Raw genomic sequence first — 13,888 nt, 5'->3', positions numbered from 1 at the left:
AAAACTTGGCCTTGGAGCCCAGGAACTAGCATATAACACGGATTATATTCATTGATATTTGCTAGATGTCTGTTAAATTTAATAGTATCATGCCTTCCAAATTTATGACCGACTTTCCAGACTTACTCCTCGACATCTGGCGCGAGGCGTGCCGGCACATTGAAATCCGTGAATCCACACTCACACTAGCCGAGATGCTGGCGGAGCATTTGCCGCTGGCCTCGCTCAGCGTGCTGCGCTTTGATGCGACCTCCAAGAGCGTGGAAACCGTGGGCACGGCGCCGGAAGCCACTCAGCTTGCACCGTCAATTCATTGCACGACGGCTCAGTGGCGGCGACTGGTCGCGTGGTCGAATTCAGGGACGATTCTTCATAGCCGTTCTGGAAAGAATGCCACCGAGTTCAGTTTGCTCGCGCCCGTTTTGAACGGCAATGACTTGCTCGCTGGGCCACTCGCGGGAACTGAAAGTGCCGGCGGTGGAATTGTCCTTACGGCGCGCGAAGGTGAGAAATTTCTGGCCGCCCACGCGCGGATGCTCAAACAATTGTTGGAACCCTTTGCGGTTGCGCTGGAGAACGATCGCCGACTGCATGAACTCCGTGCGCTCCGCGAAGCGGCCGAGGCCGATCGACGCACACTGCTCAATCGGCTTGGCCGACAAGAGATGAGTGACGCGGTCGTCGGTGCCGACACGGGTTTGCGGCACGTGATGGAACGGGTCGCGCTGGTGGCCAACTCTGATGTGCCGGTGCTGATCTTGGGCGACACCGGAACCGGCAAAGAAGTGGCCGCACGGGCGATTCATAACGGCTCGCCGCGTGCTTCGGGACCGTTCATTCGCGTGAACTGCGGTGCGATTCCCGCGGAGTTAATCGACTCACATTTGTTTGGTCATGAGAAGGGAAGTTTCACCGGGGCCGGAGACCTACGGCAAGGTTGGTTTGAACGTGCCGATGGTGGGACGTTATTCCTTGATGAAATTGGCGAGCTGCCATTGCCCGCGCAGGTGCGACTGCTCCGCGTGCTGCAAGATCATCAAGTGGAACGCGTCGGCGGACAAGAAACAATTCATGTTGACGTGCGAATTGTTGCTGCGACGCATCGCGATCTGGCGACGATGGTTAAGGCTTCTTCGTTTCGCGAGGATCTTTGGTATCGCATCAATGTGTTCCCAATCTTGTTGCCGCCGCTGCGTGATCGCACGGAAGATATCCCCGCACTTGCCCGACATTTTGCCCACCGAGCTGCGAATCGTTTCGGTTTGACCTATGTCGAACCTTCGACCGCCGACCTCAATTTGCTCGTTAACTATCCCTGGCCGGGCAACATTCGCGAGTTAGGGGCGGTCATTGATCGTGCGGCAATTTTGGGTAATGGTAAAAGTTTAGAAATTGCCGCGGCACTAGGCCCAGGAGGTCCCGTGATGAGCGTTCCACCTCTGCACGAATCGAATGGTCACTCGGTTATGGAGGAGGTTTCGTCGCCTTCGATCGCACTGGCGAGTTTGGATACGGCGATGAAATCGCATATCGAACGAGCGCTCGCGGCAACGCGAGGCCGCGTGGAAGGGAAACGGGGCGCTGCGAAAATCTTGGGGATCAATCCTCATACTTTGCGAGCTCGGATGCGCAAACTGGGCGTGCGTTGGGAAGAGTTTCGCGAAGCGGAGTAAGTCTTCTCTAAAAGTTTCGCCTTCGGCAGCGGGACGCTGCCGGCTGACGGGCTCCCGCAAGTGAAGCCTAAGGGCTAGACTGATGGAATGGACTCTCATCAGTTAGTGACGCTTGCCGGGAAGCTTGCGGCCTCGGAAATTTCGGCCGAGGAATTCTTGCGTGCTGCCGCGCTCGTGACTGCACAGACCGATGCCGCGACCGTTGACCTGGATCGCCAACGGCGTTGCGGCTTTCCCGAAGTGATCTTCGGCCTCGGCAAAACGCCGGAAGCGATTGTCAGCATTGCGAGGCGGCTGCTCGATCATGGGCAACATGTGCTCGCCACGCGGATCGATGCTGAGAAGTCTGACGCGATATGTCAGCAATTGCCGGAAGCCACTTACAACTCCGTGGCGCGAACTTTGCGCGTCGATTTTCAAAAGCGCGATGCACCCGTTGGCCATGTCGCCGTCATAAGTGCGGGGACAAGCGATCTGCCGGTGGCTGAAGAAGCGCGAGAAACATTGGCGTGGATGGGAGTCCACTTGACGATGGTTCACGACGTGGGAGTTGCGGGACCGCATCGATTGCCCGCGAGGCTCGGTGAGTTCGCTGACGCCGATGCGATTGTGGTCGTGGCGGGAATGGAAGGCGCGCTCCCGAGCGTGGTGGGGGGCTACGTGCCGTGCCCTGTGTTCGCGGTGCCGACGAGCGTGGGATATGGGGCCAATCTGGGCGGACTTGCTGCGTTGTTGGCGATGCTCAATAGCTGCGCGAGTAATGTGGCTGTCGTGAATATTGATGCGGGGTTTAAGGCGGGATATTTGGCGGGGTTGGTGGCGACGAGACGACAGGCGGAGTGAGTGGATACAGGAGCGCTAAGCCGCGAGCGGCTGGAGTAGTAAATGTTGACGGATGTGACTCACGAACAACTGCCGAAACTTGCATCCCGTGATCCGGAAGGTCATAAGGGGACTTATGGCCGGGCGATGATTATTGGCGGTTCGCGGGGCAAGGCTGGAGCTCCGGCGCTTGCCGGTATGGCTACGCTGCGGAGCGGTGCGGGGCTCGTGACCGTCGTTGTGCCGCGTGTGGTGCAAGAGACCGTGGCGGGGTTTGAGCCTTCGCTGATGACCGTCGGTTTGGGGGAAGCTGCTTGTGATTATCTCCAGCAAGAATCGCTGGCCGAAATCTTTGAGCTGGCTGCCAATCAAACTTGCTTGGCGCTGGGCCCCGGGATGAGCACCGCCGCGAGCACGCAGCGATTGGTGCATGCTCTTTATCAAAAACTTTCGCTGCCGATGGTTGTGGATGCCGACGCTCTCAATGCCATGTCGGAGTGGAAAGAAGGCTTGGCGCTGAACGCGGGGCCACGGATTCTCACGCCGCATCCGGGGGAATTTCAAAGACTCAGCGGCGAAATGTGTGCAGATGACCTAAACGAACGCGCCGAACAAGCGGCCACACTGGCGAGTCAAGATAGAATCGTCGTTCTTAAAGGTGATCACACAATTGTGACCGACGGAGAACGAGTCTCGTTGAATCAAACGGGCAATCCCGGCATGGCCACCGGCGGCAGTGGCGATTCGCTCACTGGTATCATCACGGCGCTGTTAGGGCAAGGGATGACACCGTGGGATGCAGCACGCTTAGGCGTTCATGTTCACGGCCTAGCGGGCGATTTGGCGGCCGAGGAACTGGGGGAAGTTTCGCTGATCGCGAGTGATATTGTTGATTATCTGCCGTTGGCGTTTCAGCGCGTGTGAAGTTAGGAGTACACGGCAGCGTGACCATTTCACAACAGCAGGACGGTGTTGCTATTTAGACCGGTTGGGGGGCGGGGATGTGGCCGATCCAATCGATTGATAGTTCTGTGTCGAACACCTTTTCGAACATTCCCGTGCGACGGCGCGCGGCCCAGAGATCGGTTTCCGGATATTCGTCGGCGAAGACCACAAGTTCCAAGAGATCGTTGTTCATGCGAACTTCAACCTTCTCGACTGTTTGATTGTGGCTACGGTCGAGTCCACCCGCGAGCCGCAACACGGCTGCCATGCGCAACACTCGCAATTGATCTTCCGCATTCAAGCGGCGGAAATTGTCGTGCTTCTTTTTGGGTTCGGACCCGCGATGATAACGGGCGACGTTGGCGATCAATTCCAACTCTTCAGGGCGAAACCCTTCGATATGGCTGTGCAGAATCAAATGATACGAGTGCTTGTGATGGCTTTCGTAGTCGATCAAATAGCCAACATCCTGCATACGTCCGGCGGCTTCGAGGAGACGAATGTCTTCCTTGTCCATGGCGAAGTATTCGCACAAACCAGCGTAGATTTCGCCGGAAAGTTTCGCGACTTGGCGCGCATGCCCAAGTTCCACGCCACAGGCCGTGGCGAAGCGTTCCATTTGTGCCACGTCATCGGCGGGTAAATCAGTGCGATCCGAGCCTTGCAATTCTTCAATCATCGTCAGTAAAAGACCATCGCGCACGCCAAAGGCATGCACCTGCAAGACATTCACTTTGAAACGGCGCATAATGCAATCGATCACCGCGAGTCCAGGCACGATAATGTCGGCACGGTCGGGATTGAGTCCCGGCACTTCACGACGCAACTTGAGCGGCATCTTGCGCAAACGGTCGATCAGATGACGTAATTCAGCGCGAGTCACGCGGCAGCCAGCCACCGGCAAACGGGATTGGCCCTTGGCCGACATAATAATACTGGCGAGGCTGGTAAAAGTTCCTCCCGAACCGATCAACAAATGCAACGGCGCTTCGGGCTTCTCGGTTGTTTTGTTCAACTCGCGGTTGATCCAGCGTTCCATACGTTCGTAGTCGTCGCCCGCCAACGACTGGCCCCCACCGAATTTCTCGTTGAGGCGCACGGCACCGAGCTGCGTGGCGTAGATCGCTTCGATGATTTCTCCCGTGGCGAGCACGATCTCGGTGCTGCCACCGCCGATGTCTACGAGCAGCGTGTTTTTCCCCGCGAGATCGAAACGGCGTTTCACGCTGTGAAAAGCAAGACGCGCTTCCTGCTGGGAACTAATAATTCCGATATCGATGCCCAATTGGTCTTTGACCATTTGGCAAAATTCAGGACCATTGCTGGCTTCACGCACGGCGCAGGTGCCGATGGCCCGCAAATTTTCAATGCCGAGTCCGTTAGCAATCGACTTAAAGCGGCGCAGCGCGGCGAGCGAATCGGCAATCGAACCCTCGTCGAGCTTGCCGGTCGACGCCAAGGAACGGCCGAGCCGGGTTGATTCGCGTTCGTCGTCGAGCACGCGGTAACGGCCATCAGACTGGGCTTCGGCGACCACCAAACGAATACTGTTGCTACCGACGTCGATGGCGGCCAGTCGGGGGACCAGATCGGGAGTCAGATAATTTTGTTGTTCAGGCATCGCTGGGGGCATCCGTTATTTGCCAATCGCGTTGCAAAGGCAGTGTCGCAGTCGACCCCACCGCAGACCTGTCAGCTTCCTTGGTCTCTTCCACAAGAATAACATGCGATCACGATGAAGTAGAGTAGTTATTCGATGAATTCTTGGTTTCGGAGGATCATCGTTGACCAATGATTGGCGGGGCAGAATAATCGAATCTTGCTGTGACGTCCTTTTGTGAGAGTCATTCGTGCCAATCATCCGCGATCTCAAGCAGTTGCCTGACTCTGCCCGCCGAGGCGCGGTAGCGATTGGCAATTTCGACGGCGTGCATCGGGGTCATCTCGAAATTGTTCGCCGTCTCTTGGAAAAAGCACGTGAAGTCGGCGGCCCCGCGATTGTGTTTACGTTCGATCCGCACCCCGTGCGATTGTTGCGTCCCGATCAAAGCCCGCCGCCGCTGACTTGGACCGAGCGCAAAGCGGAACTGCTGGCCGCGCACGGCGTATATATGGTCGTGGCGTATCACACTGATCAGGAACTGCTGGAACTCTCGGCCAAAGATTTTTTTGACAAAATCGTGCTCGGCGCGCTCGATGCGCGGGCCATGGTCGAAGGACCTAATTTTTATTTCGGCCACAACCGCGAGGGGAACGTCGAACTTTTGGCCAAACTCACGCAAGAGGCGGGGATCACACTCGACGTTGTGCCGCCCGTGGCTTTGGGTGGCGAATTGGTTTCCAGCTCAAGGATTCGTACGCTGATTGCCGACGGCAACGTGTCGACGGCTGGGCAGTTGCTCTCGGCACCGTACCGAATTCGAGGTATGGTGACACACGGGGCAGGGCGGGGCGGTTCCATCGGATTCCCCACCGCAAATTTGGAAGGAATTGATACACTGCTTCCCAAGCCGGGCGTTTATGCCGGGCGAGCGATCGTGCAGTCGATCCTCTACCCCGCGGCGATCAACCTGGGACCGAATCCAACCTTTGGCGAGTCCGCCCTGAAAGTGGAAATTCATTTGCTCGATTATCACGACAGTTTGTATGGCCAACCGCTCGAAGTGGAATTCCTCGCGCGGTTGCGCGACGTGACCATGTTCGCTGGTCCCGAGGCATTGGTGAATCAATTGCAACAAGACATTAAGCTCACGCGCGAAATCGCGACGCAGGGCATTGCCGTGGAGCTGAAATGACGATTGATTGGCAACCTCTTAAGCAGATCATCGCGGATCACGAGACGTTTTTGCTGACGTCGCATTGCCGTGCGGATTGCGATGCCCTCGGCAGTGAGCTGGCGATGGCGGAAATTTTGGAAACGTTGGGCAAGCAGGTACGAATCGTCAACGGCGACGAAGTGCCCAATCATTTGCGATTCTTTGATCCTGATATGCGTGTCGAAACTTTGGGCCAAGGTGTTACCGCGGCGGACCTGAAAGAGATTGAAGTCCTGATGGTGCTCGACACGAGCGCGTGGGTGCAACTCGGGCCCATGGGCGATGTGGTGAAAACCTTCAGCGGCGTGCGGGTGGTGATCGACCATCACGTCAGCCAGGACGACATGCAGGCGGTGGTGTTCAAAGACGCCACCGCGGAAGCCACGGGCCGGTTGATTCTCGAATTTGCGGAAGCGATGGGTGTGACGTTGACCCCGACGCTTGGGCAGATCCTGTTCACCGCTATCGCCACGGACACGGGTTGGTTCCGCTTTTCGTCGGTCACCGAGCAAACTTTTCTCGCGCTGGCGAAATTGGTGGCCGCGGGGGCGAATCCTCCCGCCGTGTTCGCAGCACTTTACGAGCAGCACACGCTGGCCCGGCTGATGCTGCGGGCAAGAATTCTGGGGAACATCGAATCGCTCGCCGGTGGCCGGTTAATGGTCACCCACGTCACGCTTAAAGACTTTGAAGAAACCGGCGCGGAAACCGCTGACACCGAAGATGTCATCAATTCGCTACTGACAGTCGCCGGGAGCCAAGTCGCCGTGTTGTTTGTCGAGCTCAAAAAGATCACGAAGGTGAGTCTGCGAAGCCGCAATGATTTCGATGTGCGCGCCGTGGCGGAACGCTTCGGAGGCGGGGGACATCGAGCTGCGGCAGGGATTGCGTTTGAAGGAAGCCTGGCGGAAGCGCAGGCGGCGGTCACCGAGGTTTTGTTGGAAGAGTTTAAGTAACACATATAGAGCGCTAAGCCGCGAGCGGCCATGGATCAGAAATCACCGAAAACACGGCGGACCTTTGTGGCGGCGATCACGACGATCGTGGCCGGGACGATTGCGGTCGTAACGCCACTCTTGGCAGGTGTGGTGACCTTTCTGTCGCCGTTGTTCAAGAAAAGCGGCAGTCCCAAGGTTCGCGTGGCGTTGTTGAGTCAAGTTCCCGACGACGGCGTGCCGCGGGCGTTCCCCGTGATCGCCAACCGCATCGATGCTTGGAATCGTTATCCCGATCAGCGGATTGGCTCGATTTATTTGATTCGCCAACCAGGCGAAGAAAAGCCCACAGCTTTCACGGCCAAATGCCCCCACGCGGGTTGCTTCATTGGTTACACGCCGGGCGATGATAAGTTTCGCTGCCCTTGCCACACGAGTGCGTTCAATCTTAATGGCACTCGCGTGAACGGCGATGCTGAGGTCGCACCGCGGGGGATGGATCACTTGCCGGTGACATTGGTCGACGTCACGGCGGGTGACGGGGAAAAGGTTCACGAAATCTGGGTCGAGTACATTGATTTTCAAACGGGTCTCAAGGAAGCGGTCCCTACGACATGAGCGGCACGATTGGAAAAGTCGTCGATTGGCTGGATGATCGCGCCGGAGTGCGCTCGTTAGTTCACGAAGCGCTGTATGAACGAGTCCCCGGCGGGGCACGTTGGCGGTATGTGTGGGGAAGCACGCTCGTTGTGGCGTTTCTCACGCAGCTCATCACTGGCACGTTCCTGTGGATGGCTTATAGCCCGAGTACGCAGACCGCTTGGGAAAGCGTGTTCTACATTCAATACGAAATGCCAGGGGGCTGGCTGCTGCGGGGTATTCACCATTACATGGCCCACGCGATGGTGATGCTCTTGGGTTTGCACTTCGCCCAAGTGGTGTGGGATGGTGCCTACCGCGCACCTCGCGAATTGAACTTCGTCATCGGCATGGTTTTGATGCTGGTCGTGTTTGGGTTGGCACTCACGGGCTATCTGTTGCCTTGGGATCAAAAAGGCTATTGGGCCACGAGCGTGGGGACGAATCTCGCGAGTCAAGCACCGCTCGCGGGGCCGGATATTCGCAAGCTCGCCATCGGTGGGAGCGACTACGGGCATTTAACGCTTACGCGATTTCTAGCGCTTCACGCTGGGGTGCTGCCTGGTCTGCTCGTCGTGTTGCTGGTGCCCCATCTGATGTTGTTCCGCAAACACGGCCTGCATGCAAAGGAACCGCTCAAGGGTCCTGACGCGGCGTTTTGGCCCGACCAGTTGCTCAAAGATTGCGTGGCGGCGCTCGGGGTGCTGGTCGTTGTCTTGGTGTTTGCCGTGTATGGAGGAGGTGCGGATCTCACCGCCCCGGCCGATCCATCGAGCCCCTACAATGCCGCGCGGCCTGAATGGTACTTTTTGTTTTTGTTCCAATTCTTAAAGTGGTTCCCGGGCGATCTGGAAGTGTGGGGAGCTTTTGTGATCCCCGGCATCTTTGTCACGCTCATGTTTTTGATGCCGTGGATTGGCCGCAGCCGAGCGGGGCATAAGTTTAATGTTGGCCTGCTGGTGGTCGTGTTGGGTGGAATTGCCTTGCTCACGGCTCAGGCGGTCAACGACGACTTTTACGCCCAGTGGCATGAACGCACCGAAGACAATGCCACGCACTACGATGCCTCTCGAGCCTTCATCACCGCTAAAGAACAAGCGGCCCGCGATGCCGAGCGAATCATCAAGTTAGCCCAATCGGCTGAGCGAATTCCACCGACGGGTGCGCTGTCGCTGATGCAGAATGATCCGTATCTCCAAGGGCCAAAGTTGTTCGTGCAATATTGCGCGAGTTGTCACACGCACGAGCCAAATTCAGCGGACGATGAATTGCTGGGAATGGCTAGTGGGATGAAGATCATCACCCCCAAGCCTACTGCGCCGAATCTCGCTGGGGTTGGTAGCCGCGAGTGGAATCTCGCGATTCTAAACCCTGAAAAAGTTGCTGACGCTGATCACTTGGGTTACGAAGGCTCGCCCTTTGCCGAGGGCGACATGGTTACATTCGTGCGTGACGCCTTTGGCGAGGATGTTGAGGCTGAGAACCGTGAAGCCGTCGATAATGCCGTGCAGGCGATTGTCGATGCACTCACGAACGAAGCTGACATTCCGCGGAATCGTTCTGCGCTCGCTGCAGAAAAGACACATGAAACAATTGCCCGTGGCAAAGAGTTGATGACGGGTGGTCTCGCGGAAATCGTTCCCAACGGTATGAGTTGCGTCGACTGCCACAAATTCCATGATACGGGCGAATTGGGGATGGCCCCCGATCTCACGGGTTACATGTCGCGGCAGTGGATGATCGACTTTATCAAGAACCCCGCGGCCGAGCGTTTCTACGGGACGCGCAACGACCGCATGCCGGCGTTCGCCCCGCACGACAATCCGCAGCTCAATCAACTCGATGAGCACACGATCGGGTTGATTGTCGACTGGCTGCGCGGTGATTGGATGGTGACTGATGCTGGTGAGCCATCAACTGTCGAGAAGTAATGCTAGCAACGCTTGCCGGCAAACTTTCTAAAATCGCTACAGCTTGCCAGCTTCATTGGTCGATCATAATGACGAAAGTCTCGAAATATCGGCCGAAGGAAGTGCGCGCATGTGGTGTAGCTATTGCCATCAGGATGTCCCCGCGGTTGCCTCGGAAGGACGTGGTTCACGAACCTGTGCCAAGTGCAGTCGCGAACTCAAATTCACAGCGCAGACCACGCTGGTGGATACGGGCATCGCCCTCGAAACTTTTGATGCGCAGGTTGCTAATGTTGAAACCATCGACCCACTCGTGCATTTGGAATCGCGGGAAAACCTGCGCCGCTTGGGGCGGCAACTACGCGCTCCCTATCAACAACGCGTGGCCCTTGATGCCCCGCCGTTTTGGGAGCGGCTTACTTTGGATGCTCCGGAATCTTCGGCTCAACTCCGTGCCATCGCACGGCAAGTGGAGCGCGAAGCCGAGGAATTGCCTTACCAACAAAAATCGCTGCCGTTGAGTTTTCTTCTTTCAGGAGGAATTCTGGCTTTTGTTTGTGGTTCGCTAACACTGTTGTGGTCGGCGGCGTTCAATCAAGTTCGCATCTGGCAATGGGGACTCACGACAACAATCGCCGCGGAAGGAATTCTGATCGTAGGACTCGTTTGGATGGCAGGACGGCTGTGGCACAACAGTCGCCATTTGAATCATCAGTTGCGAGGCGTCGACGAGCAGCTTGATGAAATCCACGAGCTTGCCGGTTCAATCTCCGCTCAGCAACTCTCCGCTAGTCAAAACTACTATCATCATTTCAGCCAAGTGGCCAATCCCCACATGCTCGTGGCGAATTTGCGCGGCCAGATCGATCAACTGGCCGAACGAATTGCTGGGTAACTTTTAAGTGCCCCGGTAAAACGGTTATACTCTTCAGGTACGTGTTGCCACGAGGAACATTACTTGAGGAGTTTCATGAGCACCTTCACCACCCAAGACGGCACGGAAATCTACTACAAGGATTGGGGCTCGGGCCAACCGATCGTGTTCAGCCACGGTTGGCCACTCTCGAGCGATAGTTGGGAAGCGCAAATGCTCTTCTTGGCTGACCACGGTTACCGCTGTATCGCTCACGATCGCCGCGGCCATGGTCGTTCCAGCCAACCGTGGCATGGCAACGAGATGGATACCTACGCCGATGATTTGGCACAACTCATCGACAAACTTGATCTCAACAAGATTGTGCTGATCGGCTTCTCGACGGGGGGAGGTGAGATCACCCGCTACATCGGTCGGCATGGCACCCAGCGGGTGGCCAAAGCCGTTCTTGTCAGTTCCGTTCCCCCGTTGATGCTTAAAACGGAAGACAATCCCAAGGGCTTACCAATTGAAACCTTCGATGAGATTCGCGCGGGTTCGATCAAGGATCGATCACAGCAATACAAAGACATCGCGGGTGGACCGTTCTTTGGCTTCAATCGCCCCGGGGCCAAGCCTTCGCAAGGCATGATCGACTCGTTCTGGATGCAGGGGATGATGGGAGGCCACAAGAACACCTACGACTCAATCAAGGCCTTTTCCGAGACCGATTTTCGCGACGACCTCAAAAAGTTTGACATCCCCACGCTGATCATCCACGGCGACGATGACCAGATCGTGCCCATCGTTGCGGCGGGGCAGGAATCGGTCAGACTTGTGCCCGGTGCCATCTTGAAAATTTATCCCGGCGCGCCGCATGGCATCACGGATACGCACAAGGATCAGCTCAACAATGATTTGCTTGAGTTTATACGTGCCTGAGTCTGATTGCAGATGTCATCACGGCGATGCATCAACTTCCTAAGGAACACAAGAATGGACCGTCAAGAAAAACATCAACAACAAAAAGAAAAAGAGCGTGAGCAGCAGAAGAAAGTTGATAAAGCGCATGAAGACGAGTCGCAGAAGAAACGACTCCCCATGAATCCCGTGTGGTTGATCTTGGGAATCGTGTTAACATTGCTGGTTGTGTACTTTTGGACGTTCTGGTTGTAATACTTCGCCCCTTGTCGCTTGTCTTTCCAGGAATCGATCATGCTCCGATTGCGTCTCTGCTTGGCCATATTCTTGCTGAGCATTTCCACGGTCTGTTTGGCCCAGAAGGTTACGGTCAGTCCCTTTCAAGCCGACGGAATTTATGATCTCGGTGAAAAGGCAGGGTGGACCGTCAAGCGAACTGGCAAAACAACGCCGCTGAAATATGTGGTTAAGGAGAACAACTTCAAAGTCCTCAAAGAAGGAATTCTGGATTTCGGCAATGGCGATGCTAAGGTCGAGATCACATCTGGCAAGCCAGCGATGCTATTTCTAGAAATTCGCTCTGATGATGAGGCGAAGCCGCTGGATATCGCAGGGGCCGCCGTTGAACCTACCCAGTTGCAACCGTGCGTCCCGCGACCTGATGATTTCGATAAGTTTTGGCAGGCTAAAATCGCCAAGCTTGAGGAAGTCCCAGCCAATCCGGTTCTCACTCCCGGCGAGAGTGGCCGGCCTGACATTGAGTACGGCCTCATTACGATGGATCGCGTCGACGGGGGCAAGATTCATGGCCAATATGCGAAGCCAAAGAAGGCTGGCAAGAAACCAGTGCTGCTGATCTTTCAATGGGCCAGTCCACCCTATCCGCTTGATAAATCGTGGGTGCTGGGCCATGCCGCGCAAGGTTGGCTGGTGATCAACATCCAGCCCCATGATGTGCTGCCAACCGAACCGCAGGAATACTACGACGATCTCCCGGAAGAAATTAAGCACTACGAATCGATCGGCAACGACGATCGTGACGAGAGCTATTTTTTGCGGATGTATCTGGCCGCCTATCGCGCGGTCGACTATGCGGCGAGTCATCCCGACTGGGATGGCAAGACGTTGGCTTGTTACGGAACTAGCATGGGTGGCCAGCAAAGTCTGTGCGTGGCGGGGCTGCATCCCAAGGTCACGCACTTGATGGTCAACGTGCCGGCAGGGTGCGACACCAACGGCCCCCATTGTGGACGGCAGGCCAGCTATCCGAATTTTCCTGCCGATAATCCGCAAGTGATGGAAACAGCGCAATATTTCGACGTCGTGAATTTTGCACCAAAGATCAAAGCAACGACGCTCATCGCGTTGGGTTTTGTCGACGAAACGTCGGCTCCCGCAGGAATCTGGACAGCCTACAATTTAATTCCTGGCAAAAAGGAAATCGTGCCGCTCATCGATTCGCCGCACAACCATCTGGCTACGCCCGAGCAGTTGGAACCGTGGAATAAAGAGTCGGCACGGTGGTTGGCGACGCTCGCGGAGGGGAAGCCGCTGGATGTCGTGCCAATCTACGACCCGCAGGCAAATTTTAAGAAACACCCAGCAATTGAAAAGACAGACGCCAACTCACAACTTGCCCACGAACAAATGGTCGCGAAGGCCAAGCAAGGGGGCATCGATCTGTACTTTCTGGGAGATTCGATCACGCGGCGGTGGGGAGCGAGCGATGCCGCCTACAAGCCGATGCTTGAGAATTGGCAGAAGAATTTCTTCGGTTGGAACGCGGGGAACTTTGGTTGGGGCGGCGACAGAACGGAAAATATTTTGTGGCGGATCGAAAACGGCGAACTCGACGGCGTGAATCCGAAAGTGATTGTGCTGCTGGCCGGGACCAACAACGTCAACGGCCAGGCGGGTGATGAGGCAAAAGTAAAGGAAGTCGTCGACGGCATTCGGGCGATCATCGCAACCTGCCAAGAAAAAGCTCCCGAGGCGTCGATCGTCCTCACGGCGATCATGCCCCGCAACGACAACAACTCGGCCGCGATGCCGACGATTGACGAAATCAACAAACGACTTGCAACACTGGCCGACGGCAAGCGAGTGCGGTTTCTCAACGTGAACGACAAGCTTGCTGATGGCGAGGGGAAACTGTCCGAAGGCATGACGGATGACGGCGTACATCTCACGGTCGAGGGCTATCAGGTCTGGGCCGATGGGCTGAAGCCGATTCTTACCGAACTCTTGGGGCCACCTGCTAAGACCGATCATGCGCCTGCGCCGACGGGCGATCCGAATGCGAGGTAAACTCGAAAAATATTTCTCTAGAAAACAGTACTGGATGCTCCCCAAAAAGGTCAAATACCGCAGGCGC

General features: G+C 56.2%; 12 protein-coding genes. 11 read left to right on the top strand and 1 reads right to left on the bottom strand.

Going from position 1 to position 13,888, the window contains the following annotated elements:
* The first annotated feature begins 89 nt into the window (after positions 1-89).
* From SH678x_RS07200 to SH678x_RS07190, 3 genes are all read left to right on the top strand, one after another.
* Positions 90-1,673, top strand: a complete 1,584-nt coding sequence (locus tag SH678x_RS07200) for a sigma-54 interaction domain-containing protein (RefSeq protein WP_496922213.1) — start codon at positions 90-92, stop codon at positions 1,671-1,673.
* A gap of 87 nt (positions 1,674-1,760) precedes the next feature.
* Positions 1,761-2,516 carry a nickel pincer cofactor biosynthesis protein LarB gene (larB, locus tag SH678x_RS07195; protein WP_496922212.1) on the top strand — a complete coding sequence of 252 codons (756 nt, stop codon included), beginning with the start codon at positions 1,761-1,763 and terminating at the stop codon, positions 2,514-2,516.
* A gap of 42 nt (positions 2,517-2,558) precedes the next feature.
* Entirely contained in the window at positions 2,559-3,419 is an 861-nt protein-coding gene (locus SH678x_RS07190; RefSeq protein WP_496922211.1) for an NAD(P)H-hydrate dehydratase, read from the top strand.
* Between the two features lie 55 nt (positions 3,420-3,474).
* Here the strand turns inward: SH678x_RS07190 and SH678x_RS07185 are convergent, their stop codons facing one another.
* Complete coding sequence (locus SH678x_RS07185) at positions 3,475-5,061, bottom strand: Ppx/GppA phosphatase family protein (protein ID WP_496922210.1); 1,587 nt, start codon at positions 5,059-5,061, stop codon at positions 3,475-3,477.
* Positions 5,062-5,290: 229 nt separating this feature from the next.
* On the opposite strand from SH678x_RS07185, the gene SH678x_RS07180 reads away from it, so the two are divergent.
* The 8 genes from SH678x_RS07180 (at position 5,291) to SH678x_RS07145 (ending at position 13,821) form a co-directional block, all read left to right on the top strand.
* Positions 5,291-6,235: a bifunctional riboflavin kinase/FAD synthetase gene (locus SH678x_RS07180; protein ID WP_496922209.1), complete on the top strand. Its 945-nt coding sequence runs from the start codon at positions 5,291-5,293 to the stop codon at positions 6,233-6,235.
* The gene (locus SH678x_RS07175) at positions 6,232-7,212 is read left to right on the top strand and encodes a DHH family phosphoesterase (RefSeq protein WP_496922208.1); all 981 of its coding nucleotides are present in this window, start codon (positions 6,232-6,234) and stop codon (positions 7,210-7,212) included. Before SH678x_RS07180 ends, SH678x_RS07175 begins: the two co-directional genes overlap by 4 nt.
* 30 nt (positions 7,213-7,242) lie before the next feature.
* The gene (locus SH678x_RS07170; RefSeq protein WP_496922207.1) at positions 7,243-7,809 is read left to right on the top strand and encodes a QcrA and Rieske domain-containing protein; all 567 of its coding nucleotides are present in this window, start codon (positions 7,243-7,245) and stop codon (positions 7,807-7,809) included.
* Positions 7,806-9,761 (top strand): cytochrome b N-terminal domain-containing protein, encoded by a 1,956-nt coding sequence (locus tag SH678x_RS07165; RefSeq protein WP_496922206.1) that lies wholly within the window; start codon positions 7,806-7,808, stop codon positions 9,759-9,761. Before SH678x_RS07170 ends, SH678x_RS07165 begins: the two co-directional genes overlap by 4 nt.
* A gap of 109 nt (positions 9,762-9,870) precedes the next feature.
* Positions 9,871-10,635, top strand: coding sequence for a hypothetical protein (locus tag SH678x_RS07160; protein ID WP_496922205.1), 765 nt, complete (start codon positions 9,871-9,873; stop codon positions 10,633-10,635).
* Between the two features lie 75 nt (positions 10,636-10,710).
* Positions 10,711-11,535 (top strand): alpha/beta fold hydrolase, encoded by an 825-nt coding sequence (locus tag SH678x_RS07155; protein ID WP_496922204.1) that lies wholly within the window; start codon positions 10,711-10,713, stop codon positions 11,533-11,535.
* Positions 11,536-11,589: 54 nt separating this feature from the next.
* Positions 11,590-11,769 (top strand): hypothetical protein, encoded by a 180-nt coding sequence (locus SH678x_RS07150; protein ID WP_496922203.1) that lies wholly within the window; start codon positions 11,590-11,592, stop codon positions 11,767-11,769.
* 39 nt (positions 11,770-11,808) lie between these two features.
* On the top strand, positions 11,809-13,821 hold the full coding sequence (locus SH678x_RS07145; protein ID WP_496922202.1) for an acetylxylan esterase: 2,013 nt from the start codon (positions 11,809-11,811) through the stop codon (positions 13,819-13,821).
* Positions 13,822-13,888 lie beyond the last annotated feature (67 nt).

The sequence above is a fragment of the Bythopirellula superficialaquae genome (assembly GCF_059632245.1).
The sequence above is the reverse complement of the archived record's forward strand: the minus strand, read 5'-3'. Positions and strand labels throughout refer to the sequence as shown.